The sequence below is a fragment of the Mesorhizobium sp. P2_F8 genome (assembly GCF_056403655.1).
In genome coordinates this window covers 327,113-351,068 of record NZ_JBFUFB010000009.1, presented here as the reverse complement: position 1 = coordinate 351,068, position 23,956 = coordinate 327,113, and the positions used below count along the sequence as shown (strand labels likewise).

Sequence of the window (23,956 nt, the reverse complement as noted above, 5' to 3'; positions counted from 1 at the left end):
GCTCAACACCGTCAGAACGCAGATATCTGCGAATAGTATTCCGCGACAGGCCGGTCCTGCGGCTGATCTCACGGATCGATAAATGCTCTCGAAAATGCCAGCGTCGGATCACGCTCAATAATGCCATGTCGATCACTCCGTAGCCCCCGCTGCAACACGCAGGGCAAGGTTCAAACATGGGTCAATTCTCGATGGAAATATCCTTCAATGCCGGGTCACTTCTCAGTGGCAATCAACAGTCGATGACGGCATCCTCGACATCGAGCTCGCCCACGGCTTTGGCAAGGTCGCGATATTCGGATGTCCAGTCGAGACCGCGGCGGGTGAAGATGCGCACGCCGCCGGCATCCCTGATGATCTGCGACCGGTAGCCGTCGAACTTGACCTCATGAATCCATCCGTCGCCCTCGAGTGGCTTCTCCACCAGGGTTGGCATCAACGGCGGGATGAACTTCAAACGCATGCACATGCTCACGGAATCGCGATTCAAGGCGTGGTGCCCATATTAGTTCCTAAGCATTTTAGCAAAATTGAATATTCGAATGAACGGCCTACGATTTGCCAACCGGCAAACCTACCCCGTTCGCCCGGTTAAGGGAGGAAGTTATGGCAGACGTGACGCCAAGAAATCAGAACTCTGATCTCGTACGGCGCGGTTATGCAGCGTTCGAAGCAGGAGACATGGACACGCTCAAGCAAACGAACGACGAGTCCTGCACGTGGCATAGTCCGGGGAAGAGTTCGCTCGCCGGAGATTACAAGGGGCACGAAGCGATTTTTGGCTACTTCAGCAGGTTGGGGAGCGAAACTCACGGGACGTTTAATTCCCACCTTTTGCACGTAACGGAGAGCGAGGACGGATCCGTTGTCGCCATCCATCGCGATACCGGGGAGCGGAACGGCAAACGGCTAGATGTACTCACTTGCATCGTCTTCGAAATCAAGAACGGCAAGGTGATGGATGGCCGGGAGTTTATCTACGACCTCTACGCCTGGGACACATTTTGGGGTTAAGCCCTAGCGGCGTCGATCAGTCCGCCACGCCGACGTCATGATGTACGATCGCGTCCAGAATTGCTTCGTAGACGCTGCCGGTGTCTTCCTCAATCTCGGTGCTGGAGATGCCTATCGACCTGGCGTCGGCGAGCAGCTTTTGCGTGAGGTCGGCAACTGAGATGACATCTTCGCCAGCCGTCTCAGGGACGTTGGACGCCATCCATTTATACAAAAAGTCGGTTCCGCGCGTGCTCATCCAAACCAGTCGAACGTAAGGCTAACCATCGCCACCGCGATCAGGATAGATAGCGGCACGGCAGCGAACAGCCCTGCTTCTAAAAATCGTGTTTCTTTGTCACTGAACATTAGGCGCGCCTTATGCATTCATTCGTTGAATGCTAAGAAGCTGCAAACTCTGATTTGGTTCCAAAAGGGGAGCAGCGCCCTGCCGTAAGGTAAAGGCCGGTGCTTAGGGGGGCCTGGTATTCCGGGGACCGCGCAGGCCACCTGCCCGGCATCCCAACAATGTCCGGCGCAGGCCCGGCCCCGCAATCCTGCGTCACCATGAAGGCCGGTCGGGCCTCCCCGCTACCAAAATTGGCCAACGAAGGTAGAGCACTGCGCATTGAGTGCCTATTAGCCCGCTGCCTCGGGGAGAAGCATCGGGCAAATGCAAGGCCGGAAGGGCCTGGGTGCAAGTTTCGGGCAGCGCCCGACACAAACGGCGCGGCTGGAGGTTGGTTCCGCGATCACACCGTAGCCGTCTGCATCTCGATTATTTCAGCTTGTGCTTGTAGTACCTTTTCCGCCTGGGCCGGCGTCCTCCATCCCAACGCCTTGCTTGCCAGAGCGAGGAAGCATGAGCAGCTTGGGCGTATGGGTCGTACTCGCTACGGCGACCATCGCGATCATTTACCTGTTGTCGTATGTCTCGATCAGGATGTAGGCAGCAGCGGCCATCATCCTAAAGGTTGTATTCCGACAACTCTAGCGAGAGCGCTATGCTCACTTCTCGGCGCCGCTTCCCTCAAAGCGCCGCCGGTAAAGACTCGGCGCCCTTTTGGTTTGTTCAGTGTCAAAAGAGGGGCGCCGGGTCGCACCGTTCTCGGTGGAAAGTCGGCTTCCAGTCACTATTACATGGCGAGCTTTGTTTGCCGGAAGCGACTTGGTCTGGCGGCAGCCAAGCTTTCCTCTCTTGCCCTCGGCACGAGAGGGACCATCCTTCTTCCGCCTGACCCGCATTCGCATATGTTGACGATGTAGGTTGTGGCAGGTTTGTAGATCATCCTGTTCCTCACTGAAGCCCGCGCCGCTTGCGGGCTAGCGCGGGCCGATCAGGAGGACACCCGATCTTCGGCAAGCGATGGAGGGCACCGCCTTCCGTAAGCGAGAATATTTAGAAGTCGCTAATGTTCCGTCAAGTCATCCAGATCACGCGCGTCACACCACGCCGTGCGCCCGGCACGGCCCCGTTGAAACGCACAAAAGGCCCCTTGGGGTGAAACATCAGGCGGAAACAATTCTCTACAATCCAGAAACAATTCAGAAACATCGCAGACAAATACGGAGCGCATCATGGCTCGCGGCCACACCACGGGCCGCCGAAAGTCGTTGAGGGCTCTTCGGACCTGATGACAAAAATTTCGACCAGCTTGATGAGTGCGGTGTTCGCCATGTCGCTCGTGGCAGCGGCGGTCGAACAGTCGGATGCAAAGCCCGCCCTTACCCGGAGCGAGCGTTGCACCAATCTCAGCCACCAGCTTGATGAAGCCCTCGAAACTCATGCCACGGCAACGAAGGTCACCGCGGCAAAGGCACTTCAGAGAAAGGGCAATCGGTACTGCGCCGCCAAGAAACAGGCACAGGGTATCCGGATGCTCGCCAACGCTCTGAAGCTGCTTAGTGTCACACCGAACGACCCGGTTCAGTAACACTCAAACTCGACCCGCATACAAAGGAAACGAAGCCATGAAAAAGTCTCTCCTCTCCGCAACCGGTCTCGCCGTCGCGCTCGCCTTCTCGATGCCGGCTCTCGGCAACGCCGCCGCCACCACGACCGCTGCTCCGGCTGCTTCGACCACCACCGCGCCGGCAGCTACTGCTCCGGCCACCGCAGCTCCGATGAAGGCAGCTCCGAAAAAGGCCTCTAAGAAGACCGCGTCCTGCAAGCCGACCAAGACGCACAAGTGCCCGGTCAAGAAGGCACCTAAGAAGGCTGTGAAGAAAGACGCCCCCAAGACCTGATCTTAGCGCGCATAATTCAAACCAGTAACAGACACGTAAAGGAACACGTTATGAAAAAGCCCCTGATGTACGCCCTCGCAGCGGCACTCTCCCTCTCATTGCCACTGGCCGTGGGCGTGGCAAACGCCGCCAACCCGCATCGCCTTCACGACAAGCAGCCGGCAAACTACCATCATCACCATCATTACCACCATATCCATCATTACCACCATCATTACCACCACATCCACCACATCCACCACGTCCACCACGTCCACCACGTCCATCACAGTGCATAACGTACTCAGTTTGCGCGAGCTTTTTCGGCTGCGGACAAGCCGGTCTTTATTGGGCCGGCTTGTCCGCTTTAGGCTCGGCAGTACATTGGAGGGTGATGGTGGCTTACACAGTGATTTGGTACACGAAGACAGGCATCTTGGGACAGACGCCGTTCAACGACTATAAGACCGCCAAGGGCCATGCGACCTCCCGGCGAGACGCCGGAACGATGGCGTGGTCTCAGTAGAAGTCCGCAAAGACGACGGAACGGTCGTGTTCAGCCAAGGCTGGTGACAAGTAATGCCACAGGACCCGCGCCATTCACGTCATGCGCATTGATCATTAGCTGCGGCCAGACGGTCGACATGCCCGATCTGCGTCAAGTCATTTGGCAGGAACGGCCGAAGCACAAACCGTTCATCGTGCTAGTTGATTAGACGCGGCGTCTGGAGAATAGCCGTTTCCGTTCCATTAGCAGCTAGGACGCGGACTCATTTAAGGCGCAGCCATAGCCTGATTAGAGTTGAACGAAGGCAAGGTAGTTGGCGGCAAGCCTATCGTAGCGCGTTGCCACCCAACGACATTGCTTGATCTTGTTGAAGAACCGCTCTACGCGGTTGCGTGCGCGGTAGAGATATGGGCTGAAGCAGATCGGAGCGCTGCGATCTTAGCCGCTATTGAACGCGCCCTCGAAACGGCTGGCGTAGAGTTCATCCCCGAGAATGGCGGCGGCGCCGGGGTGAGGCTGCGGAAGGCGCGACCGCAGGATGGTTAGCTGCGCGAAGGCGAAGCGGCATCATCGACGGCAACGAGATGCAGGGCTCGCGGAGGAACCTCAACGCCCGCACGACGCGTGCGCAAAAAAGTTTCGGCTTCGTGGGCATAACAGGCCTTACGCCAGCGTTAGCGTAGGATGAGGGTTCGCGCTCAGGAGGAAATCCATCATGCGCACCATGCTCGTTCTTGCTCTTCTTGCCTTTGCCATGCCAGCCTACGCCGCGAATCATGCGGTCCAGATCAAGGGCATGAAATTCAATCCGTCGAAAATCTCGATCGCCGTTGGCGATACCATCACCTTCACCAATGCCGACTCGATGACGCATACCGCCACCGCGCTCGACGGCTCCTTCGACACTGGCCATCTCGCCACTGGCAAGAGTGCCAAGGTCAAGATATCAGCTGCCGGCGCACACGCATTCCATTGTGCGATCCACAGCTCGATGAAGGGCACGGTCGCGACGAAATAGCGGCATCTCGAGCCCGAGCATCCGAGCCGTCGCAAGGCGCATGGTGGCGCGCGGTTTGATCTGGCGCAAGGACCGTGGGTGACCTTCATGAACGAATAGTGACGGGGACGTAGAGCGCCTCCGCTGCCGTCCCGATGGAGAGATCGTCATGAAAAGTATATTGAGAAGGGCAGCGCTCGGGCTCGCTGCTGCCACAATACTGATGGCCGGCCATGCCGGCGCCGTCCAGGCTGCTTCGCTTGTCCAGATATCGCTGTGGGACAAGGGCGCGAGCACTGAGATGGCAATGGGGCTCGCCTATGCAACACAAGGACTCGATATCGCCAAAGCGACCATGGGCATCAAGGCTTCGCCGGGTGCTGTGAAGGCCGGGGAGGTCACATTCAAAGTGATCAATGACTCCAAGGACACGGTCCACGAAATGATCGTGATGTACCTTGCCGAACCTGGCAAGCCGCTTCCCTATCTTGAGAACGAGAACCGGGTCGACGAAGACAAGGCTGGCGACAAGGGCGAAGTTTCGGAACTCGATCCCGGCAAATCAGGCACATTGACCGTCGATCTGAAGGCTGGAAAATACCTGCTTATCTGCAACGTGCCTGGTCACTATGGAGCCGGCATGTGGGCCGAATTCACCGTCGATCCATAAGGAAGGCCGTTGTTTCTGCAGAATCTCTTAGTGCTTCGCCTTCGGCGTACGCCAATGCGGCTTTTCGAAAACGCTCACGACGTAGGTTGTTACGGGCTTGTCGGTCATCCGCTCGTCAATCCGCCACGCCAGCTTCGTGATGCACGATGGCGTCAACGATTGTCTTATAGACGCTGCCGCTGTCTTCCTCGATCTCTGTGCTTGAGATGCCTATCGACTTGGCGTCGGCGAACAGCTTTTGCGTGAGCTCGGCAACTGAAATGATGTCTGCGCCCGCCGCTTCTGTAACGTTTGCGCAATATCCATTTGTACAAAAGTCGTTGCCACGCGTGCTCATCCAAGAGCAGCCATTTTCAAACTGATCCACAGCAGCGCGCGTGACCCAGCTATGTTGACACGAACATTTGCGCAAGGTGGCGGGCGGCCAGAGCGCTTGCTAGGCTCTTGGGTTTGCCAGAGCCGCGCGGGGCGACGAGGGATTAGTCATTGCTATCCGCGTTTACCGTTTTCTATTGGTCTCGCGGCTAATAAGAAATTCGGAACAAAGCAGCACAGGCTGCGTTTTTTTTGAGAGAGACGACATCAATCCGTTCAACTCCAGACTGCGTTGTAAGGGGGCAAGAGAGTGCTCTTTAGACGCCGAAATCCTGATGGTCGCTTCGAGCGCTTACGCATTTATATGTGGCCGCGCCGCTCGTTCTCGCGCTCGCTTCAATATTTTTCAAAGCGCATCCTCCGGCTGAACGCCACTCCGCACGCCGTCGCGGCTGGGGTCGCGGCGGGCGTTTTCGCGTCATTCTTTCCGGTAGGATCCCATTTCGCCATTGCCGCCATTGTGTGCTGGCTGATCTCAGGAAACATGGTGGCGGGAGGGTTAGGAACATTTGTCTTTGGCAATCCGCTGACCTTCCCACTTGTTGTGGGAGCGACTTGGGAGACCGGCAAGATCATGTTGCACGGCCACATGCAAAGTCAAGAACGGCCAGCCCATCTGAGTGAGATGTTGCAGACCCTTTCAATTTCGCAACTGTGGGCACCGGTCTTAAAGCCCATGCTGTGCGGTGCGGTGCCACTCGGGCTGATTTTTGGCCTGTTGTTCTATGGCATCACCCGCTATGGCATGACAGCCTTCCGCGAACAGAGGCGTAAGCGACTGGCCGAAAAGGGGAGCCGGCCCGTTCAGCAAGAAGACAACGCGTTATCGCCCCCTCTGCCTGCTCTACATCGCCGTTCTGGTGCGATCCTGCCCTGATGTTCGACGATCTTAGCGTCCACCAGTTCCTGGCGATGCGCGCCTTGAACGCCGAAAGGGCTCAGCTCTCGTCGAGACCCAGAGCTTGGTAGCTGACCACATCAGTCGAGGCTGATCCGCGTTCCCTTGGCGCCGTTGAGCAGCCGCTTGAGATGGAAGCTGGCGAGCTGGTCGTCCGGACATTTGCCGATCTGCGCGGCGAAAGCCGTAACCGCGTTTGCATCGCCCGCCTCCAATCTGCCGAAGGCTTCGAGATAGCTCGCCGTCGAAGGATCATCATACTGTTTTGACGACAAAGGCTCGAACGCGCGCAGCGCCTCGGCCCTGCCGCGCAGTATCAGATCGCCGACCGGCCGTCCGCGGAAGCCGTCGACCCTTGCAGCCGCGCTCCCGCTGACGCAGATACGCGTGCCCAGCTGCTTGTTGGCGCTTTCCAGCCGCGCCGCGATATTGATAGTGTCGCCATAGGCCGTGTAGTCGAAGAAGCGGCCTCCGCCGAAATTTCCGACCAGCGCCGGACCTGCATGGACGCCGATGCGGGTCGTACCGACCGCGACGCCCTTGTCGCGCCAGCTATCGCGGAACGATTGCGACAGCGCGTCGAGCTCGAGCGCGCAGGCAACCGCGCGCGCCGCATGGTCCTGCTGCTCGCCAGGAGCGCCGAAGAGCACATGTAGTGCATCGCCGACGATCTTGGCGACGGTACCTTCATGCGCGAACACGACGTCGGTCATGCCGGCCAAATAGTCGTTGAGGAGCGCGCCTAGCGTGGCGGGGTCGATCGTTTCCACCAGCGTGGTGAAGCTGGTAATGTCGGTGAACAGCGAGGCGACCTCGCGCCACTGCCCGGCTAGCGCCAACCCGTCGGCGTCGCCGGCCAGCCGCTCGGCAAGATTGGGCGAGAAGTAGCGCGACAGCGATGCATGCGCGCGCTCCGCGACCGCTTGCCGCCGATGCGCCTCGTGCAGCACCTCGCGATGCTTCAAGGTCTTGGCAATCGTGGTCTCCAAGTCGGCAAAGTCGATCGGCTTGGTGATGAAGTCGAAGGCGCCGCGGTTCATCGCAGTGCGGATGTTGGCCATGTCACCGTAAGCGGAGACGATGACCGTCGAAAGCTGCTGCCCCTCGGCCTGCTGCAGCTTCTCCAGCAGCGACAGGCCGTCCATACGGGGCATGTTGATGTCGCACAGCACCATGTCGATGTCGCTGTTGCCGTCGATGACGGACAGGGCGTCCACACCATCGCTGGCAAACAGGAAAATGACCGCGCCGTCGCGGATCTGACGCCGGAACTTCTGGACGATCAAGACCTCAAGGTCCGGCTCGTCGTCGACCACAAGGATGCGCGCCGTCACGCCACCATTCCCAGCCGTGTTTCGATCTGTTGCCTGAGCGTCGCAAAGTCGATCGGCTTGGTCAGCAGCGCTTCGGCGCCGTTCTCCAAGACCTTGCGCTTGGTTTCGGCGTCGCCATAGGCGGTGATCATGATGACCGGGACGTCCGGCCGCTGCACCTTGATCTTCGGCAGCAGCTCGAGCCCGCTCATGCCGGGCATGTTGATGTCGGACAGCACCAGGATCAGTGTCACCCCTTCGGCGTGGTCTATCTGCTCCAACGCATCCACCGCCGATTGCGCGAACTCCATGGTGAAGCGGCTGGCTCGGATGTCGCGGCGGAACTGCTGGCGAAACAGCGGCTCGACGTCGGGCTCGTCGTCGACGACCAGGATGAGGAGGTTCATTCTTCACCTCCCGATTTTGCGAGCGAGGCCGCAGCGCGCGGCAGCACAATCCGAAACTCGGTGAACTCGCCTGGCTGGCTGATGACGTCGATCGTGCCAGCATGCTGTTTGACGATGATGTCGTGGCTGAGCGACAGGCCGAGCCCGGTACCCTCGCCGGCTGGCTTGGTCGTGAAGAATGGATTGAACATCTTCTCCTTCACCTCCGGCGGAATGCCGGTGCCGTTGTCGCGGATCCTGATTTCGACACGGTCGCCGAGACTCATGGTGGTGGCGGAGAGCGTCGGCTCATAGCCCGCGCCATTCGCCGCGGCGCTGCGCTTGGCTGTTGCATAAAAGCCGTTGGAGATGAGGTTGAGAAGCACCCGCGTGATCTCCTGCGGGTAGAGATCGACATCCCCCGCCTGCGGGTCGAAATTCCGCGTCAGCGTGACGTTGAATCCCGGCTTTTCGGCGCGCGCCCCGTGATAGGCAAGGTTCAGGCTCTCCTCCACGATGGCATTGATGTCAATCGCACGATGCTCTCCTGAACCTGCGCGCGAATGCAGCAGCATGTTCCTGACAATGGAATCGGCCCGCTTGCCGTGCTGGACCACCTTGTCGAGATTGCTCTTGAGAATGGCTGTCAGCTCGCCTACCTCTTCGCGCACGGATGCCTCCAAAGGCGCTCCGGCCAGCACACTGTTCAAATCATCGATGAGTTCGCCGGAGAGCGTTGAGAAGTTGTTGACGAAGTTGAGCGGGTTCTTGATCTCGTGGGCGATACCGGCGGTCAACTGGCCGAGTGAGGCGAGCTTCTCCGTTTGCACGAGGCGGTCCTGCGCGGTCCTCAGATCTTCGAGCGAGCGTGACAATTCGCGGGTACGCGCCTGCACCTCGTCGAACAGCCGGACGTTCTCGATCGCTATGCCGGACTGGTCGGCAAACGTCTCGACGAGCTCGATCTGCCTCGGCGTGAAGTCCCGCACCTGTGACCGCGTCAGCGCGAACACGCCGACCGGCGCGCCTTCGCGCAAGATCGGAACGCATAGAATGGTACGGTAGCCGCCGAGCTTCTGAAGCTGCGTTGCCCCGTAGTCCGGGTCGGCGAGGACGTCCGAAACGTGGACGGCGCGGGCTTCGAGGGCCACCCGTCCGGTGACGCTGTCGCGACTGGCGGCGAAGGGATTGGCTTTGGCGAAAGTCGCGGCTTCAGGCAAATTGCCGTACTCGGCCGACCACCGGTAAAGATCGCCTTCACGCTTGAAGATGACGCTCGTGTCCGCGTCGCACAGCTTGGCCGCTGATTCTGCCAGCGTGTCGAGAACCGGCTGCAGGTCGAATGTGGAACGGCTGATCGCCTTCAGAACATCCGCCGTTGCCGTCTGCAGCTGCAGCGATTCGCTCAATTCCGCCGTGCGGGCCTGTACCTCGTCGAACAGACGGACATTTTCGATGGCGATCACTGCCTGGTCGGCAAAGGTTTCTACGAGTTCGATCTGCCTTTCGGTGAAGGGCCGCACCGTCGAGCGGGTGAGTGAGAAAACGCCGATTGGAACCCCCTCGCGCAGCAGCGGCACGGCCAGCACTGTGCGGTATCCGCCGAGCCGCTGTCCTTCCCACAGCGTGTAGTCGGCGTCAGCCAGCACGTCCGGAATCTGGACGGCATTGCCTTCGAGCAGGACTCGGCCGACCCCGGTGCCTCGCCCCGGGACGTGCACAAAGCCGCTGAAATATTCCTCGAGCTCGGCCGGATAGCCGTAACTTGCAGCCTCGACGAATTTGCCGTCCGTCTCACGCACGATCGAGGCGTTGTCCGCCTCGCACAGCCGGGTCACCGATTCGGCTAGAGCGTCGAGCACTGCCCGTAGGTCGAACGTCGAGCGGCTGATCGCCTTCAGCACATCCGCAGTCGCCGTTTGCTGCTGCAGTGACTCGCTCAGTTCCGCCGTGCGTGCCTGTACCTCTTCAAACAGGCGCACATTCTCGATGGCGATCACCGCCTGATCGGCAAAGGTCTGGACAAGTTCGATCTGGCTCTCGGTGAAGGGCCCGGGTTCGGGCCGCGTCATTGCGAAGACGCCAATTACCGATCCTTCGCGCATGAGCGGTACACAGAGCACAGCCGAATAACCTCCGAGTCGCGGAGCTTCGGGAAGGCCATGTTCGGTGTCCTTGGTAACATCCGGAATATGGACGACTGCCTTGTCGAGTGCTGTTCGGCCGACCCAGGATTGTCGGCTCATCGGACTCGGATTCGCCTCTTCATACGCGCGATACTCCGGGGTTTGGTCGTAGCCTGCCGCAAGTCGGAAGACATCGCCGTCCCGCATAAAGATGCCAGACGTTTTCGCACCGCAGAGCCTCACAGCAGAATCGATAAGTGTCTGCAGGACGCTCTGCAGGTCGAATGCGGAGCGGCTTATGACCTTGAGCACATCCGCGGTCGCGGTCTGCTGCTGTAATGCTTCGCCAAGCTCGGCGGTGCGAGCCTGCACCTCCTCGAAGAGCCTCACATTGCCGATTGCGATGACAGCCTGGTTGGCGAAAGTTTTGAGAAGGCCAATTTGGCTGTCGCTAAAGGGCCGCGCCTCGATGCGCCGGATCATAAGCGCTCCGATTGCTTTTCCTTCCTGCAACAGCGGAGTGGCGAGAATCGCGCGAAAACCAAGGCGTTGAGCCATCATTCGGCCAGTTGCAAACTCCTCTCCAGCGATCGTCAAGTCGTGAACGTGGACCGGAACCCGATCCAATACGGCGCGGCCGGTAACGATGTCGCGCGCGACCGGCAAGCCAGCACTGTCAATCGGAATCGGTCCGTGATGCGCTCCCACAGCCAGCCTGTCGGAGCGCAGCAGATAGATCGTTGCGTCATAGGCGTCGCAGAGCCGAGCGGCACTTTCAGCGACGGCGTCCAGCACAGGCTGAATATCCGTAGGAGACCCGGCGATCACTTGCAATATTGCGCCGGTGGCCATCTGCTGTTCCAGCGACTCGGCTAGGTCGCGGTTGCGGGACTCCACCTCTTCGAACAGCCGCACGTTCTCGATCGCGATGACCGCCTGATCCGAAAATGTCTGCACCAGTTCGATTTCGCGCGTACTGAACGGCGAGACCGACGAACGGGCGAGGACGAAGACGCCGGTCACGGCGCCGTCACGCATCAGCGGAACGCCCAGCAGGGTGCGGAAGCCGCCGAGCCGCTGGCCTTCGATGTTGGTATACTCCGGATCGTCGAGAACGTCGGTAATCTGCTCTACGGACCCGCTCTGGGCAACACGGGCGGCGATGCTGCCCCGGCCCGGCGTGACCGGGAGGTTATTCATGTGGTCCTGGAATTCTTGGCTCCATCCGATCTGTACCGTCGGCTGCAACACGTCGCCCTGGCGAAGATAGATGTAGCCCATCCCGGAATGACAGAGGTCGGACGCGGACTTCACAAGCGTATGCAGCACGGAATCGAGATCGAACACCGAACTGCTGATCGTCTTCAACACTTCGGCCGTCGCCGTCTGCTGATCCAGCGACTCGGCCAGTTCACGATTGTGCCCCTCGACTTTCTCGATCAGCCGGGCATTCTCGATCGCGATCACGGCCTGGTCGGCGAAGCTCTCGACCAGTTCGACTTGACGCGGTGAAAATAGCCCGATCGTCCGCCGCGCCAAGCCGAATACGCCGATGGTCTCCTGACCCCGCTTCATCGGAACAGAAAGTACTCCGCGGAAACTGCCCATGATTGCCGCTTCCGGCCTTTCGTATTCCGGGTCTTCAAGCGCGTCCGCCACGTGGATCGTCAATCCCTCCAGCGCGGCGCGGCCCTGGAACGTCCCTCGTCCCACGACATGTGGGTTGGCTCGTTCGTATGCATGCAGCTCAGCAGCCTGCCCGCCGCCTGCCATGAACCGCAACGTATCGCCAACGCGCAACGTGATTGCGCCCATGTCCGCCCCGGCCAGGCGTATTGCCGAGTCGACCAGCGTCTGCAGTACAGGTTGGAGATCGAAGGCCGACCGGCTGATTGCCTTGAGCACCTCGGCGGTCGCGGTCTGCTGCTCCAGCGCCTCGCCGAGATCGCGCGTGCGCGCCTGCACCTCGTCGAACAGGCGCACGTTCTCGATGGCGATGACCGCCTGGTCGGCGAAAATCTTGAGCAGCTTGATCTGCTTCTCGCTGAAAGGCTTGACCTCGATGCGCCTGATGACGAGCGCGCCGATCGCCTCGGTGTCACGCATGAGAGGTGTTGCGAGCATCGTGCGGTGGCCAAGCCTTTCGGCAAGTGTTTGGCTGACAGGAAACTCCGCACCTGCAACTGCTATGTCGTTGACATGCACAGTCTTGCAGTCGGCGAAGGCGCGACCGCAGACCCAATCGCGTGCGACCGGCATCGGTTCGAAGTCGAAGGCGATGGGTCCGTAGTGCGCTTTGGGGAATAGTGTTCCGTCTCGCGCTAGGAAAATGCCGGCGTCGTAGGTGTCGCAAAAGCGCGCAGCACTCTCCGCCACGACCTGCAGGACGGGTTGGATGTCGGTCGGCGATGCGGCGATCGCCCTGAGGATCGCACTCGTCGCATTCTGCTGTTCAAGGAGATTGGCGACCTCCGCGGTGCGTACCTGATTTTCTTCGCGCGCCGCTGTCAACTCGGATCGAAGCGAGCTGATCGTCATCTCAGAGTCGGAGTCGGGCCCTCCCATTGAGGCGCTCCTTTTTTCTCTGCTGAGTGTCGGCTTTGGCCAGCCCAGCGTCAAGTTTGGTGACCTGCAACGTCCGTTTGTGACGCAGCTCGGCCGCTTTGGTGATGCACCTGAGCGTCGGCTTTGGGAGCTGTTGCAGATAGGGAATACGTCCGAGATGGGGGTCGTAGGCTGAGTGCCCGCTTCTTCGCACCTTGACCTACCAGTCGGTCGTCAAGTGTTCCCCGCGGTGCCCCATCATCATCATCCGGAAGCATACATCGTGACTGATAGAACGAGTGCGCGCACGGCAGATCGCCAGTTGTGGTCGGCAAGCCCTAGTTCGGCTTTCAGGGTTGTCGTCCAAATCCAACCGGCTATTGCGATCATACACCGCTATGACTCAGCCAGCTGGAGTGCTGGCCGCTTTGACCGTTGTTGGCTTAGGACAGGCAGACGGCAAGTCGGGGGCACCTAAGTTAGCGAACCGGAACCCGCCGGGAGTGCGAGCGCCTATTGGAGGCACCGTTGAAGCCCCGCGCGGCTGGACACCGTTGAAGGCAGGACCGGGGGCGAGATCGTTACAAAACCGTAATTTGGCGGCCACAAGTCTGACGGGAAGCCAACGGAAGAAGGATATCCTTTTTAACAGGAGCCCCTCGTCGGATGACATCTCCCGCGTACACTTCCACCCAGAAGTTTCTTCACTGGTCTCTCTTCGTGCTTGTCCTTTTGCTCTACGCACTGACCTTCGGCGAGGACCTGTTGCCTCGTGGCGATCCTATGGTCGCTTCCTTCTGGCGGCTGCATATTTCGTTTGGCCTTCTGTTGGCTGGCCTGGTGCTTTGGCGGGTCGTCCTGCGCGGCCTGAGAGGAGCCCCCGGTCTTCCCGAAGAGATGTCGGCGCCAGAGCGGGCGGCGGCCAAGTTTGGTCACCTTGTCCTGTATGCATTGTTGATTGCGATCCCTGTTCTAGGCATCGTTTTGACCTGGTTCAGGGGTAACGAGTTGAGTTTCTTCGGCCTGTTTACGATCCCGGCTCCCTTTACACCTGATCGAACTACGGCTCGCACGATCCGAGAACTTCACTCATTGTGCGCGAATGGCATTCTGATAGCCGTCGGCCTGCATGCCTTGGCTGCGCTGTACCATCATTTCATCCGCCGCGATGCAATTTTGACGAGAATGCTCCCAAAGGGTTGAGCCTTTGTGGGCGCTAACGCCACGGGCAGGGTCCAGTGATCTTGGCGTCAGGTGGTTCGCGTTTCGAGGTATCTAGGTTTGGGACGCCATCCACGAGGTCATCGAAATGAACCTGGCCGCTTCCTCTGGCAATTCTGGGCGCTGCTATCACCGACTTTCGCCGCGCTGACGGCAATTTTCGCCAAGGTTTGCATCGAGAACATCAATTCCGATTTCGCGACCTTAATCCGCACGGCCATCATCCTGATCGTGTTCGCGGCCGTTCTCGCCGCCAGCGCCAGTTCGTGAGGCGGAGCTAGAAGTTAAATTTGCCGCGCCGCCTGCCGAACCGCTCTATGCGGCGAAGTTTTCACCCGCAGTGGATGCCTTCTGGATGGGCACTGTCCCAACATGGAAAGGCGATGTCCCTCATCCAGAACTCCATTCGGGCGCCGTGCGCTTGTCAATTGCCCATCCCTCGAATACGTCGGCTGGCGCAATTTTCCGGGCTTTGGAGAGACACCGAAGGCGAGGATTATATGTGAGATTCAGACAATAGCGGCAGCGAAATTGCTCCCCGGCGAGCTAGGAAGACAGTTTTACTGCTGGAACAGTCAACCTGCTCAAATTCTTTGCGCAGGTATTCCCGTCACACATGCGCCCCCAAGCAAGGGGTTAGCTAGCCGGGTGCGTCATGCAGCCGGTCGGCCAACCGCGTGGACCGGGGTCTGGACCGCATTTATGATTGGGGAACCTGGTTCATACGAAGCCGTTGTGGACTATAGATCGAGGTGCTGCGCTTGAGCGAACCAGTCCCAGATACCGAGCGCCGGCGCCTAGGGAGTTACCAGCCTCGCCCGCCATGTCAAATCAGCGGTGCGTCCGCGCAAGGCAAAAACAGGCTTGTTGCGGCGATGCTTGTAGCATGCCTCGTTTTCGGCTTCGGGGTGCTGGCAGAGGAAGTCCTGGAAGGTGACACGACCAAGTTCGACCTGGCCATCATGTCGGCTCTTCGCGCAGCCGATCCGGCCTACCCGATCGGTCCGCCATGGCTTCAGGAAGCGGCCCGGGATGTGACCTCAGTGGGCAGCGTGGTGTTTCTTGGCTTCGTGTTGCTGGCAGGGGTTGTCTTTCTTCTTCTGATCCACAAGCGGGCTCTCGCCATCTGGATGGCGGTGGCGGTGGTTGGCGGTGAACTGCTTGGCACGATCCTCAAGCTGAGCTTCAACCGGCCCAGGCCAGAGATCCCTCATGTCACGCGAGTATTCACGGCAAGCTTCCCGAGCGGACATGCAATGCTTTCGGCGATCGCGTTCCTGACCGTGGACGCTCTCCTTTCACACGCAAATCAGGAACTGCGTCTCAAAGTGTATTTCATGTCCATCGCCGTGTTTCTGACGGTGGCCGTTGGAATAAGCCGGGTCTATCTCGCGGTCCACTATCCCACGGATGTCCTGGCGGGATGGTGCATTGGTTCTGGCTGGGCGATCCTGTGTTGGATAGCCGCGTTATGGTTTCAGGAAAGGCCGAAGCGGGTGGAAACTTGAAGGTCCTGGCCCTCATCAACAAAAATGCCGGCGCTGCGGCGCACAAGGGTGACATAGAGAGAGCCGTACGGGATGGGTTCGCCGAACGTGGCGTCGAGGCGGATGTCCGATTGGTGGTTGGGCGAGAGGTTGGAGAGCTGGCTCAGCGCTTCGTCGACGAAAACAAGTCGAAGTCCGGCCATGGATCAATATTGGTGGTGGGCGGTGGCGACGGCACCCTCAGCAGCGCAGCCTCCGCGCTGGCGGGGACCGATCTGGTGCTCGGTGTCCTTCCGCTCGGCACATTGAACCACTTTGCCAAGGATTTGGGTGTGCCTCTCGACCTCGCAGCGGCGATCGATACAATCACGACAGGCAAGCCTGTGGCAGTCGATGTCGCCGAGGTCAACGGCCGCGTCTTTCTCAACAACTCATCGATTGGGATCTATCCCTTCTTTGTTGCAAAGCGTTCAGCCGAGCAGCGGCGCCGTGGGTTCGGCAAGCTTGCCGCCATCGGACCCGCCCTCATGAGAACGTTGAGATCCGCCTCGTGGCAGGCTGTCCACGTCGCTGCTCAGGGCACCCGCGAAAGACTGCGGACGCCCTGTGTGTTTGTTGGTAACAATCTTTACGACATCGCCGATCTTGGCCGTCGCCGCAGCCTGTCGTCAAAAGAGCTGTGCGTTTACGTCGTCAAGCAGCAGTCCTGGCTTGGACTGGCATTGCTTCCGTTCAAAATCGCGTTCGGCATGATCGACGCCACCCGAGATCTTGAAACCTATCGGGCAAGCTCACTCCAAATCACATCGCATCGCCACGCCATGCTGGTTTCTCTGGACGGCGAAGCCGTCAGTATGGACATGCCCTTGAACTTTCAGATTCGACCAGCTGCCTTGCAGGTCCTTGCGCCTGCCAAAATGACCAGAAGCCGGGGCCATAGGTGACAGCGGAGAGCTTTCAGTGAGAACCCTCGTCCACCTCTCGGATTTGCACTTCGGAAGAACGGAGAGCCAGCTTGTGGAAGCGATCGCGGTCGAGGTTCGCGCCGTCGACTCTGATTTGCTCGTCGTATCGGGGGATCTAACGCAGCGCGCCCGGAAAGCCGAATTCCTGCAGGCGCGAGCCTTCCTTGATTCTATTCCTGGTCCCCGCATCGTAGTGCCCGGCAATCACGATGTGCCGCTCTGGAATGTCTTCGCGCGCGCATCGACGCCTCTGTCGCGTTACAGGCGCTACATCGAGGCGGACACCGAACCGTTCTATGCCGACAGCGAAGTCGCTGTCGTCGGGATCAACACGGCACGATCCCTGACAATCAAGGATGGCAGGATCAATGTCCGCCAGCTCGCGGCTGCGACAGAGAAATTCTCACGTATGTCCGATGACATTACCCGGGTCGTGGTCACTCATCATCCTTTTGAAGGGCTGGATCTGGAAAGCGACGAAGGCATCGTTGGCCGCGCGGCTCTGGCAATGGATGCCTTCTCGCGCAGCGGCGTAGACATCATATTGTCTGGCCACCAGCATCTTCACCGCACCGGTTCGAGCGCAAGGCGTTACCTCATCGACGGCTATGCGGCGCTGCTCATTCAAGCGGGAACGGCGGTTTCATCGCGGCGTCGCCACGCTGCAAATTCGTTTAACATCATTCGCATCGAGCACCCGAGCATCTCCGTCGAGTGTCGAGCCTGGCAGCCTTTGCGGCCCGGGTTCGAGATCTCAGCCAGTTATTCCTTTCGGCACGGTCCACGCGGGTGGGAAGCTGCTTGAAGGGCGATCAGGAACAGCGTCTTACTCATCCGCAAGGGAGACACCGCGTTAAGTCGCTGCCCCAACGACTGCGGCTGAGCGTGGATGGCTGTTTTCCCGATTGATCCGTGACACAAAAATCGCGCGAATCCGGGGGTGGCGAAATTCGGTTTTGTCCCTACTGAAAACTACCTAGGCTGACAGTTGAGGGAAGACAATGAACAGCGACCCGCAGACATGGTTGGCCGTGGTTCCGCTATGGTCGCAAAGGTTGGTCGCTACCTTCGCTATCCCAAGATCCTCACGCCCTCTACGATAAAAGGGCGCACGCCCAATACGCGCCAATTGCCATCTGGACGGCAAATGCCGTGAACCGCAGACTCACTGCAATCTGACTGGTGGAAACGAGATGGATAACCGACTGGACGAGGCGTGCTCCCAAAAGCACGAAGGCTAGAGGGTCGGTAAGCGCCGTTCTCGATGTCATTATTGCAACGCCGAGCAAGCCGCCAAAGATTGGAAGGCCTTCAATGCAGTTGGCATGAGCGCGTGCCAACCTCTCCATGAAGGGGCAGAGTCCGCTATTGTCAGGCGCAAACCCATTAGCAGGCACCCGTCGGGAAACCACGAGATATGTGCGGATCACTTCCATCACGATCAGCAAGATCAGTGTCCATGAAATGAACCCGACCAAACTGTAAGCCGTTGCAGACATTGCCTCTCCCCCATGTACCACGGTCCTTTTAGCTGATTTGCTCTAGGTCGGCGAGGGAGATGGGTTTGAGGCCAGTCGCCATAGATTGGCTTTAACTTCCCACCTTCGAGCCGCGATACGTTCAAGATGGAACGGCCAGGAGATCGAGCTCAGGGCGAGGTCACCGTGTCGATGGCGAGTTGGTGACGATTAGCCGATTAGCCGCCTGCCCGTTCTGGAAGGGTTTCCTCATCGTTTATCCGGTGTCCTCGCACGGTTAGAGAAATGCAGCTGTCGATCGTCACAGCCGGCGTCACCTCTCCCGCCTCTACTGCCGGCAGCAAGCCCGAGCGCACCTATCCTCGATGTGGTTATCATGGCGATGTCCTTCCGGACGGCGGCAGAAGTGCTGTACATCCGGTCCTCATCCCGTTCATGAACGTCGCTCTTGCAGCTGTCAGCCAGTTGTCAGGTTGAATTGGCTATGTCGCACCAATGACGGTGAAATGGCCGTCTGACACGACCGATCGAAATCCCAACCGCAGGCGCAACATTCGCGCCCAACCTCCCGAATGGAGCCATCATGTATCGCACAATCGTTCTCGCCGCTCTTGCCGCCACGATTGCAGGACCGGCGCTCGCCGCCGGCGGCAGCTGCAGCACCGCCCCGAAATCGCAGTTCAAGCCCAAGGCAACGCTGGAGGCGCAGTTAACCGGCGAGGGCCTCAACGTCCGCCAGATCAAAGTCGAGAAGGGCTGCTACGAAGTCTACGCGGTCGACAAGGCCGGCAAGAAGGTGAACCTGGCCTACAATGCCGAGACCCTTGAAAAGCTCGACAATGCCGAAGCCGGCGAAAATTGATCCGAACGTTTCGATAGCCACGGAGGCGCGAGCATCTCCAGAGATGGTGCGCGTCTGGGACCGGGTCGTGCGGAGTTTCCACTGGGCGCTGGTGCTCAGCTTCGTCACTGCCTGGCTCACCTCCCATTCCTCGGAGGACATTCACCATTGGGCTGGCTACGCCACTGCCGGGCTGGTCGCGATGCGGCTCTTGTGGGGGGTTCTTGGCACTCACTATGCGCGCTTCTCGCAATTCGTGCGTGATCCAGCAACAGTGCTACGCTACCTCTCGGCGTTGCTGAGCGGTCGCGAGGCCCGCTATATCGGCCATAATCCCGCCGGCGGCGCGATGGTGATCGTGCTGATCGGGGCGATGGGATCGACCGCGCTGACCGGATGGCTGATGACAACGGACGCCTATTTCGGCGTGTCCTGGGTCGAGACCGCGCACAGTCTGAGCGCGCACGGCTTACTTGTGATGGTGCTTTTCCATATAGGCGGCGTCGCGCTGGCAAGCTTTCGCCATCGCGAAAACCTGGTACGGGCCATGATCACGGGGCGAAAACGCAAAGCTGAGCCCGCGGACGTAGCCTGACGACCTTTACCAGGCCGGTGTCAGTTTCGATGAGGTTACAGCAAAAGACGCCCGGGGTCCTTGGACATTAACCACGTTGTTTTGGCGACGCTCCTTAATGGTACGCGGAGGAGCATGCGACAGGCAGGTGCGGTGAACCCATGTATCCGATAATTCTCTCACTCGTGACCTTTGTTGTTGGACGGCGCTGCTAGCGGGCGGCATCTGGCTCGCTCATCTCGGCGGATCGTGGTTCTACCAAGGGGCGCGGCGCTGGTGGTTTCGGCAGCGCTAACCTTCACGCGCCCCCCCGCTGGCTTGGCGCTATATGGCGTAGCACTGCTGGTGACGCTGTGCTGGTCGATAAAGGGGAGTTGGCTTCGACTGGTGGGCGCTTTCGGCGCGCGGTAGCCTGCTCATTATGCTCGGCGTGCTGCTGCTGTTACCGCCGATGGTGCGGTCACTTCACAGAATTGACACCGGCTCAGCCCGATACAACGGCACCAGCCGGCTTTTGGCCGCCTCCCTCGTAATCGCGGTGCTTGCCGGCGTCTACACCATGTTCCAGTCGCCGCACGATGTAGCCGGCACCTTTGCCGACGATCGCACGCGACGCGAGACCTTAAAAGCACCGTTCCGGATGGCGAATGGCAGGCTTACGGCCGCACTGCGGCCGGTGACCGTACTACCCAGCTCACTCCGCAAAACATCGGCGATCTGAAAGTCGCGTGGACCTACCATACGGAGGACATTCGCGGCCGAAACGATCCCGGCGAGGCGACCTATGTGCAGAGGCCCCACAAACCACCCCTGCCCGGCCGCCTGCCGACAAGGGGGGCGGGTACCGACCGTCGCGGAAGGGCGGCTTGCCGTCGCCTCATCCCGACAATCGGGACGAAGAACCCGCATAGTGTGTCAAGTGAAATGGGTTCCTAAAGAGCGTCCGTTAGGGCTGACTTGGATCAACGGACAAGTTAGTCAACGGACGCAACCCTTTCGGATAGGAGTCGGCCTGTGGCCAAGACCGTCTTTTATGCGCGCGTCTCAACTGCCGACCAGACGCTTGAGCATCAACGCAGGCAGGCCGAGCTAGCAGGTTTCAAGATTGATCAAGAGATTGCCGACCACGGTGTGTCCGGCATCTCGACCAAGCTGGCGGAGCGACCTCAAGGAAAGCGGCTTTTCGACATCCTCCGCCCTAGTGACACCCTGGTGGTGCGCTGGGTCGACCGGCTGGGCCGCGACTATCGGGACGTGTCGGATAGCATCCGGCTTTTCATGCGTGACGGTGTGGTGATCAAGACGGTCATCAATGCCATGGTGTTCGACGGAGCGACCAAGGACCCCATCCAACAGGCCGTTAGGGACGCGCTGATAGCCTTCATGGCAGCAACGGCGGAAGCACAGGCGGTCGCCACCAAGGAAGCCCAGAAGGCAGGTATAGAGGACGCCAAGTCCGACCCCAGGTCGTACCGTGGCAGGAAGCCGAGCTACGACCGTGAGGCATTCGACACGGTGGTTACAATGCTGGGCACAGGGGCTGGTGCATCAGCCATAGCCAAGGTCACGGGCTTGACGCGGCAGGCGGTCCTCAGAATCAGGGAGGACCGGATTGGAGCGGAGAAGGCCCTGGCCATGTGGGCGCTCTAGGCGTGGTCGGTGGCAAAGTCACTCGGCCCATCCTTACCACGCCAAGAGGCAGAGCTTATGGAGTCGTAGACGAACGGTACTGCCCTGCCGGTTTTTCGGACACGCAGTTAAGCTAGCATAGATTTCTCCTCGAACTCGACGGGGCTTAAATAGCCGCGTTCCGTCTCGATATTCTGATTGCCCGACAAAAATCCCAGCTCGCAAGCTTGCTCACAGTGATCTCCACTGCCTCCGGCGGACAAAGGTTCTGAAATTGCTGCCGGCAATATGCCGGGAGCGATCGTCGCTACGTGATCACTGAACGACCGAAATGGGGCCGACAGCGGAATGGCGGCTTCTGGCGTCCGAAGAACGATAGCGGACGTTCAGCCCAGCGCCAGCATCGTCCTGACCTGACCCAAAGGAGCCCTTCGGCAGCCCGCCTCGGGCCATAAACGACGCCGTGTGAGGAATGGTCCAAGGGACGTGATGAGTTGATCGCTGTCGGCGCCGGCACTGCACGCTCGCATTGGAGGTAGGACTGGAATACGCTCACCGCCCGGAGCTTCGACCTACGGAACAGGCAGGACACAAGCATGGAGCGACGCCTCACCGCAATCCTTGCTGCCGACGTCGTCGGCTACAGCCGCCTCATGGGAGCCGACGAGGTTGGCACGCTTGGGCACCTGAAGAGGCTTCGCGCCGAAGTGATCGAGCCCAAGATCACAGAGTCGCACGGACGCATCGTCGGTTCCGCTGGCGACAGCCTTCTTGTCGAATTCGCCAGCGCAGTCCATGCGGTGCGGTGTGCGGTTGAAGCCCAGGAGGAATTAGCCGCTCACAATGCAAGTTTGCCCGAGGACAAGCGCATGACTTTCCGCATGGGCGTGAATTTGGGCGACGTTATTGCACAGGACGATACGATCTACGGTGATGGCGTGAACATCGCCGCGCGGCTCGAGAAGCTTGCAGAACCTGGCGGCGTCTGCGTCGCGACCAACGTCTACGAGCAGGTCAAAGGCAAACTGGACTATGCCTACGCCGACCTCGGTAGCCATCAGGTCCACAACATCGTGGAGGCGGTGCGCGCCTATCGGGTCAGTCGAGCGAAACCCGCTGCGGCATCCTCCACAAGGGTTGCGCTGAGGCTTCCCGAAAAACCGTCCATCGCGGTCTTGCCATTCGACAACATGAGTGGCGACCCCGAGCAGGGCTACTTCGCTGACGGCATGGTCGAGGAGATCATCACCGCGCTGTCCCGGACGCGCTGGCTGTTCGTCATCGCGCGCAACTCGAGCTTTACCTACAAGGGCCGGGCAGTGGACATTAAGCAGGTCGGACGCGAGCTTGGTGTGCGCTATGTACTTGAAGGGAGCGTGCGCAAAGCGGCGAGCAGGGTTCGCATCACCGGGCAGCTTATCGACGCGACAACGGGAGCACATCTATGGGCCGACCGTTTCGACGGCGGGCTGGAGGAGGTTTTTGACCTGCAGGAGGAAGTGGCCAGGAGCGTCGTCGGAGCGATCGCTCCGAAGCTGGAACAGGCAGAGATCGAGCGAGCCAAGCGCAAGCCGACCGAGCACCTTGACGCCTACGACTACTATCTGCGCGGGATAGCAAGCCTCCACCAGTTGACCAGGGAATCCACCGCAAACGCCCTTCAGTTGTTTTACGAAGCCATCGAACTCGACCCTGAATTCGCCTCGGCATACGGCATGGCCGCGTTCTGTGCCGTCATACGCAAGGCGAACGGCTGGATGGCCGATCGTGAGCAGGAAACCGTCGAAACAGAACGCCTGGCTCTGAAGGCAGTGGATTTGGGCAGGGATGACGCGGTTGCGCTCTCACTCGGCGGGGAAGCGCTCGCGTTTGTCGTTGGCGACTACAATAGCGGGGCAGCGTTTATTGATCGCGCGCTTGCGCTCAATCCGAACCTGGCTACCGCGTGGCTATTCAGCGGCTGGGTCAGAGCGGACCTCGGTGATACGGAAGCCGCCCTCCAGCGCTTGGCTACCGCGATACGCATGAGTCCAGTCGACCCGTTCATGTTCGATATGCTGAATGCGGTTGCAATGGCTCATCTCTTGGCTGGTCGATTTGAGGAGGCATCATCTTGGGCGGAAAGGTCGCTACGGGAAAAGCCGGATTTTTTGGCGTCGTTGCGCTTCGCCGCTGCAAGCTATGCTCTCGCTGGCCGGACCGAGGATGCGCAAAAGGTGGTGAGCCGAATTCTCGCCCTCGATCCTGGCGAACGAATTTCCAATCTCGCCGACGTCGTTTCAATCAGGCGTGCGGCCGATATGGCTCTGTTTTCAGAAGGTCTACGAAAGGCTGGGCTGCCGGAATAGCTCTGCCAGGCTGGCGTATCGATCGCGAGTTGCAACGCACCGAGATCTCAACGGACCGCACCGTGGGGGATGCCTGCGGCAAAGCACCTACTCGATCTCAATCCAAGTCGGCGATCCCTTGGCATAGGCGATAGCTGCTTCGGCTGGAGAATGGCTGATAGTCCGTTTTTGGCGCACCCGCGACCTCCAGTGAGGTCGTCACTAACGTCCGCTTTTAGGCAGTGGCACAGCTAGCTTTAATGACTGAGATGAGGCGCAAAGCAGCCACGGTACCTCTGCCACCACGACGCGTAGGCCGAAGGTCCAACATTTTGAACCGGATATTCTACTCGTCCATCAGGTACGACCAAAAAATCCGACAAGGGAGAGTGTACCCG

Annotated in this window: 26 protein-coding genes and 2 pseudogenes; 18 read left to right on the top strand and 10 right to left on the bottom strand. The window is 59.5% G+C overall.

Translation table 11 applies throughout. The features are described 5' to 3' along the window. Window positions 1–127, bottom strand: a 127-nt coding sequence (locus tag AC1DZP_RS23535) for a helix-turn-helix domain-containing protein (RefSeq protein WP_477305712.1), incomplete at its 3' end; no start/stop codon positions are given. 105 nt (window positions 128–232) lie between these two features. After that, the gene (locus AC1DZP_RS23530) at window positions 233–463 is read right to left on the bottom strand and encodes an ATP-dependent DNA ligase (RefSeq protein ID WP_477305696.1); all 231 of its coding nucleotides are present in this window, start codon (window positions 461–463) and stop codon (window positions 233–235) included. Window positions 464–606: 143 nt separating this feature from the next. Here AC1DZP_RS23530 and AC1DZP_RS23525 point away from each other — a divergent pair, with 143 nt between their 5' ends. Further along, window positions 607–1,014: a nuclear transport factor 2 family protein gene (locus tag AC1DZP_RS23525; RefSeq protein WP_477305694.1), complete on the top strand. Its 408-nt coding sequence runs from the start codon at window positions 607–609 to the stop codon at window positions 1,012–1,014. 16 nt (window positions 1,015–1,030) lie between these two features. On the opposite strand, the gene AC1DZP_RS23520 is transcribed toward AC1DZP_RS23525, so the two are convergent. After that, window positions 1,031–1,252, bottom strand: coding sequence for a DUF768 domain-containing protein (locus AC1DZP_RS23520; protein ID WP_184873631.1), 222 nt, complete (start codon window positions 1,250–1,252; stop codon window positions 1,031–1,033). A 1,375-nt stretch (window positions 1,253–2,627) separates the two neighbouring features. Here AC1DZP_RS23520 and AC1DZP_RS23515 point away from each other — a divergent pair. Then, window positions 2,628–2,927: a hypothetical protein gene (locus AC1DZP_RS23515; RefSeq protein ID WP_477305692.1), complete on the top strand. Its 300-nt coding sequence runs from the start codon at window positions 2,628–2,630 to the stop codon at window positions 2,925–2,927. Between the two features lie 37 nt (window positions 2,928–2,964). Then, window positions 2,965–3,240 carry a hypothetical protein gene (locus tag AC1DZP_RS23510; protein ID WP_184873629.1) on the top strand — a complete coding sequence of 92 codons (276 nt, stop codon included), beginning with the start codon at window positions 2,965–2,967 and terminating at the stop codon, window positions 3,238–3,240. 95 nt (window positions 3,241–3,335) lie between these two features. On the opposite strand, the gene AC1DZP_RS23505 is transcribed toward AC1DZP_RS23510, so the two are convergent. After that, entirely contained in the window at window positions 3,336–3,506 is a 171-nt protein-coding gene (locus AC1DZP_RS23505) for a hypothetical protein (protein ID WP_477305690.1), read from the bottom strand. A 509-nt stretch (window positions 3,507–4,015) separates the two neighbouring features. Further along, a pseudogene (locus tag AC1DZP_RS23500) lies at window positions 4,016–4,132 on the bottom strand (transposase); the annotation flags it as partial. Between the two features lie 310 nt (window positions 4,133–4,442). Here AC1DZP_RS23500 and AC1DZP_RS23495 point away from each other — a divergent pair. Continuing rightward, window positions 4,443–4,745, top strand: a complete 303-nt coding sequence (locus AC1DZP_RS23495; protein WP_184873627.1) for a cupredoxin domain-containing protein — start codon at window positions 4,443–4,445, stop codon at window positions 4,743–4,745. A gap of 148 nt (window positions 4,746–4,893) precedes the next feature. Continuing rightward, window positions 4,894–5,394, top strand: coding sequence for a cupredoxin domain-containing protein (locus tag AC1DZP_RS23490; RefSeq protein ID WP_184873626.1), 501 nt, complete (start codon window positions 4,894–4,896; stop codon window positions 5,392–5,394). 115 nt (window positions 5,395–5,509) lie between these two features. On the opposite strand, the gene AC1DZP_RS23485 is transcribed toward AC1DZP_RS23490, so the two are convergent. After that, window positions 5,510–5,731 (bottom strand): DUF768 domain-containing protein, encoded by a 222-nt coding sequence (locus AC1DZP_RS23485; protein WP_184873625.1) that lies wholly within the window; start codon window positions 5,729–5,731, stop codon window positions 5,510–5,512. Window positions 5,732–6,019: 288 nt separating this feature from the next. On the opposite strand from AC1DZP_RS23485, the gene AC1DZP_RS23480 reads away from it, so the two are divergent. Then, window positions 6,020–6,646, top strand: a complete 627-nt coding sequence (locus AC1DZP_RS23480) for a DUF2062 domain-containing protein (protein ID WP_477305687.1) — start codon at window positions 6,020–6,022, stop codon at window positions 6,644–6,646. Between the two features lie 101 nt (window positions 6,647–6,747). Here the strand turns inward: AC1DZP_RS23480 and AC1DZP_RS23475 are convergent, their stop codons facing one another. From AC1DZP_RS23475 to AC1DZP_RS23465, 3 genes are read right to left on the bottom strand one after another with little or no spacing between them, the layout of a single operon-like run. Further along, window positions 6,748–8,001 (bottom strand): response regulator, encoded by a 1,254-nt coding sequence (locus AC1DZP_RS23475; RefSeq protein ID WP_184873623.1) that lies wholly within the window; start codon window positions 7,999–8,001, stop codon window positions 6,748–6,750. Next, the gene (locus tag AC1DZP_RS23470; protein ID WP_477305685.1) at window positions 7,998–8,387 is read right to left on the bottom strand and encodes a response regulator; all 390 of its coding nucleotides are present in this window, start codon (window positions 8,385–8,387) and stop codon (window positions 7,998–8,000) included. The genes AC1DZP_RS23475 and AC1DZP_RS23470 overlap by 4 nt, the downstream gene beginning before the upstream one ends. Beyond that, window positions 8,384–13,003 (bottom strand): GAF domain-containing protein, encoded by a 4,620-nt coding sequence (locus tag AC1DZP_RS23465; RefSeq protein ID WP_477305683.1) that lies wholly within the window; start codon window positions 13,001–13,003, stop codon window positions 8,384–8,386. The genes AC1DZP_RS23470 and AC1DZP_RS23465 overlap by 4 nt, the downstream gene beginning before the upstream one ends. A 699-nt stretch (window positions 13,004–13,702) precedes the next feature. On the opposite strand from AC1DZP_RS23465, the gene AC1DZP_RS23460 reads away from it, so the two are divergent. The 5 genes and pseudogenes from AC1DZP_RS23460 (at window position 13,703) to AC1DZP_RS23440 (ending at window position 17,514) form a co-directional block, all read left to right on the top strand. Next, complete coding sequence (locus AC1DZP_RS23460) at window positions 13,703–14,239, top strand: cytochrome b (RefSeq protein ID WP_477224897.1); 537 nt, start codon at window positions 13,703–13,705, stop codon at window positions 14,237–14,239. Between the two features lie 78 nt (window positions 14,240–14,317). Continuing rightward, window positions 14,318–14,515: pseudogene (locus AC1DZP_RS23455) on the top strand (hypothetical protein); the annotation flags it as partial. Between the two features lie 503 nt (window positions 14,516–15,018). Then, a complete protein-coding gene (locus tag AC1DZP_RS23450) occupies window positions 15,019–15,765 on the top strand; it encodes a phosphatase PAP2 family protein (protein WP_477305681.1) in 747 nt (248 codons plus the stop codon). Next, window positions 15,729–16,688, top strand: coding sequence for a diacylglycerol/lipid kinase family protein (locus AC1DZP_RS23445; protein ID WP_477224895.1), 960 nt, complete (start codon window positions 15,729–15,731; stop codon window positions 16,686–16,688). The genes AC1DZP_RS23450 and AC1DZP_RS23445 overlap by 37 nt, the downstream gene beginning before the upstream one ends. A gap of 16 nt (window positions 16,689–16,704) precedes the next feature. Then, window positions 16,705–17,514, top strand: a complete 810-nt coding sequence (locus AC1DZP_RS23440) for a metallophosphoesterase (protein ID WP_184873619.1) — start codon at window positions 16,705–16,707, stop codon at window positions 17,512–17,514. A 289-nt stretch (window positions 17,515–17,803) separates the two neighbouring features. Here AC1DZP_RS23440 and AC1DZP_RS23435 read toward each other — a convergent pair whose 3' ends face one another. Further along, complete coding sequence (locus tag AC1DZP_RS23435; RefSeq protein WP_477224894.1) at window positions 17,804–18,208, bottom strand: MAPEG family protein; 405 nt, start codon at window positions 18,206–18,208, stop codon at window positions 17,804–17,806. A 264-nt stretch (window positions 18,209–18,472) separates the two neighbouring features. Between AC1DZP_RS23435 and AC1DZP_RS23430 the strand changes: the two genes are divergently transcribed. From AC1DZP_RS23430 to AC1DZP_RS23400, 7 genes are all read left to right on the top strand, one after another. Continuing rightward, window positions 18,473–18,664: a hypothetical protein gene (locus AC1DZP_RS23430; protein WP_477224893.1), complete on the top strand. Its 192-nt coding sequence runs from the start codon at window positions 18,473–18,475 to the stop codon at window positions 18,662–18,664. A 106-nt stretch (window positions 18,665–18,770) separates the two neighbouring features. After that, window positions 18,771–19,049 (top strand): PepSY domain-containing protein, encoded by a 279-nt coding sequence (locus tag AC1DZP_RS23425; protein WP_477224892.1) that lies wholly within the window; start codon window positions 18,771–18,773, stop codon window positions 19,047–19,049. A gap of 43 nt (window positions 19,050–19,092) precedes the next feature. Further along, a complete protein-coding gene (locus AC1DZP_RS23420; protein WP_184874377.1) occupies window positions 19,093–19,623 on the top strand; it encodes a cytochrome b/b6 domain-containing protein in 531 nt (176 codons plus the stop codon). Window positions 19,624–20,023: 400 nt separating this feature from the next. Further along, window positions 20,024–20,323 carry a hypothetical protein gene (locus AC1DZP_RS23415; protein ID WP_184873615.1) on the top strand — a complete coding sequence of 100 codons (300 nt, stop codon included), beginning with the start codon at window positions 20,024–20,026 and terminating at the stop codon, window positions 20,321–20,323. Further along, a complete protein-coding gene (locus AC1DZP_RS23410) occupies window positions 20,311–20,538 on the top strand; it encodes a hypothetical protein (protein ID WP_477225552.1) in 228 nt (75 codons plus the stop codon). The genes AC1DZP_RS23415 and AC1DZP_RS23410 overlap by 13 nt, the downstream gene beginning before the upstream one ends. Before the next feature lie 78 nt (window positions 20,539–20,616). After that, window positions 20,617–21,252: a recombinase family protein gene (locus AC1DZP_RS23405; protein ID WP_184873614.1), complete on the top strand. Its 636-nt coding sequence runs from the start codon at window positions 20,617–20,619 to the stop codon at window positions 21,250–21,252. A 575-nt stretch (window positions 21,253–21,827) separates the two neighbouring features. Continuing rightward, window positions 21,828–23,579: an adenylate/guanylate cyclase domain-containing protein gene (locus AC1DZP_RS23400; protein WP_477224891.1), complete on the top strand. Its 1,752-nt coding sequence runs from the start codon at window positions 21,828–21,830 to the stop codon at window positions 23,577–23,579. Window positions 23,580–23,956 lie beyond the last annotated feature (377 nt).

Excerpts from the sequence above, each read along its gene's own strand:
- AC1DZP_RS23430 (WP_477224893.1), top strand. The coding sequence starts at position 18,473 with ATGCAGCTGTCGATCGTCACAGCCGGCGTCACCTCTCCCGCCTCTACT.
- AC1DZP_RS23510 (WP_184873629.1), top strand. The coding sequence starts at position 2,965 with ATGAAAAAGTCTCTCCTCTCCGCAACCGGTCTCGCCGTCGCGCTCGCC.
- AC1DZP_RS23445 (WP_477224895.1), top strand. The coding sequence starts at position 15,729 with ATGGTTTCAGGAAAGGCCGAAGCGGGTGGAAACTTGAAGGTCCTGGCC.
- AC1DZP_RS23400 (WP_477224891.1), top strand. The coding sequence starts at position 21,828 with ATGGAGCGACGCCTCACCGCAATCCTTGCTGCCGACGTCGTCGGCTAC.
- AC1DZP_RS23470 (WP_477305685.1), bottom strand. The coding sequence starts at position 8,387 with ATGAACCTCCTCATCCTGGTCGTCGACGACGAGCCCGACGTCGAGCCG.
- AC1DZP_RS23460 (WP_477224897.1), top strand. The coding sequence starts at position 13,703 with ATGACATCTCCCGCGTACACTTCCACCCAGAAGTTTCTTCACTGGTCT.
- AC1DZP_RS23520 (WP_184873631.1), bottom strand. The coding sequence starts at position 1,252 with ATGAGCACGCGCGGAACCGACTTTTTGTATAAATGGATGGCGTCCAAC.
- AC1DZP_RS23485 (WP_184873625.1), bottom strand. The coding sequence starts at position 5,731 with ATGAGCACGCGTGGCAACGACTTTTGTACAAATGGATATTGCGCAAAC.
- AC1DZP_RS23530 (WP_477305696.1), bottom strand. The coding sequence starts at position 463 with ATGCGTTTGAAGTTCATCCCGCCGTTGATGCCAACCCTGGTGGAGAAG.
- AC1DZP_RS23515 (WP_477305692.1), top strand. The coding sequence starts at position 2,628 with ATGACAAAAATTTCGACCAGCTTGATGAGTGCGGTGTTCGCCATGTCG.
- AC1DZP_RS23420 (WP_184874377.1), top strand. The coding sequence starts at position 19,093 with ATGGTGCGCGTCTGGGACCGGGTCGTGCGGAGTTTCCACTGGGCGCTG.
- AC1DZP_RS23435 (WP_477224894.1), bottom strand. The coding sequence starts at position 18,208 with ATGTCTGCAACGGCTTACAGTTTGGTCGGGTTCATTTCATGGACACTG.
- AC1DZP_RS23525 (WP_477305694.1), top strand. The coding sequence starts at position 607 with ATGGCAGACGTGACGCCAAGAAATCAGAACTCTGATCTCGTACGGCGC.
- AC1DZP_RS23495 (WP_184873627.1), top strand. The coding sequence starts at position 4,443 with ATGCGCACCATGCTCGTTCTTGCTCTTCTTGCCTTTGCCATGCCAGCC.
- AC1DZP_RS23425 (WP_477224892.1), top strand. The coding sequence starts at position 18,771 with ATGTATCGCACAATCGTTCTCGCCGCTCTTGCCGCCACGATTGCAGGA.
- AC1DZP_RS23505 (WP_477305690.1), bottom strand. The coding sequence starts at position 3,506 with ATGGACGTGGTGGACGTGGTGGACGTGGTGGATGTGGTGGATGTGGTG.
- AC1DZP_RS23415 (WP_184873615.1), top strand. The coding sequence starts at position 20,024 with ATGCTCGGCGTGCTGCTGCTGTTACCGCCGATGGTGCGGTCACTTCAC.
- AC1DZP_RS23490 (WP_184873626.1), top strand. The coding sequence starts at position 4,894 with ATGAAAAGTATATTGAGAAGGGCAGCGCTCGGGCTCGCTGCTGCCACA.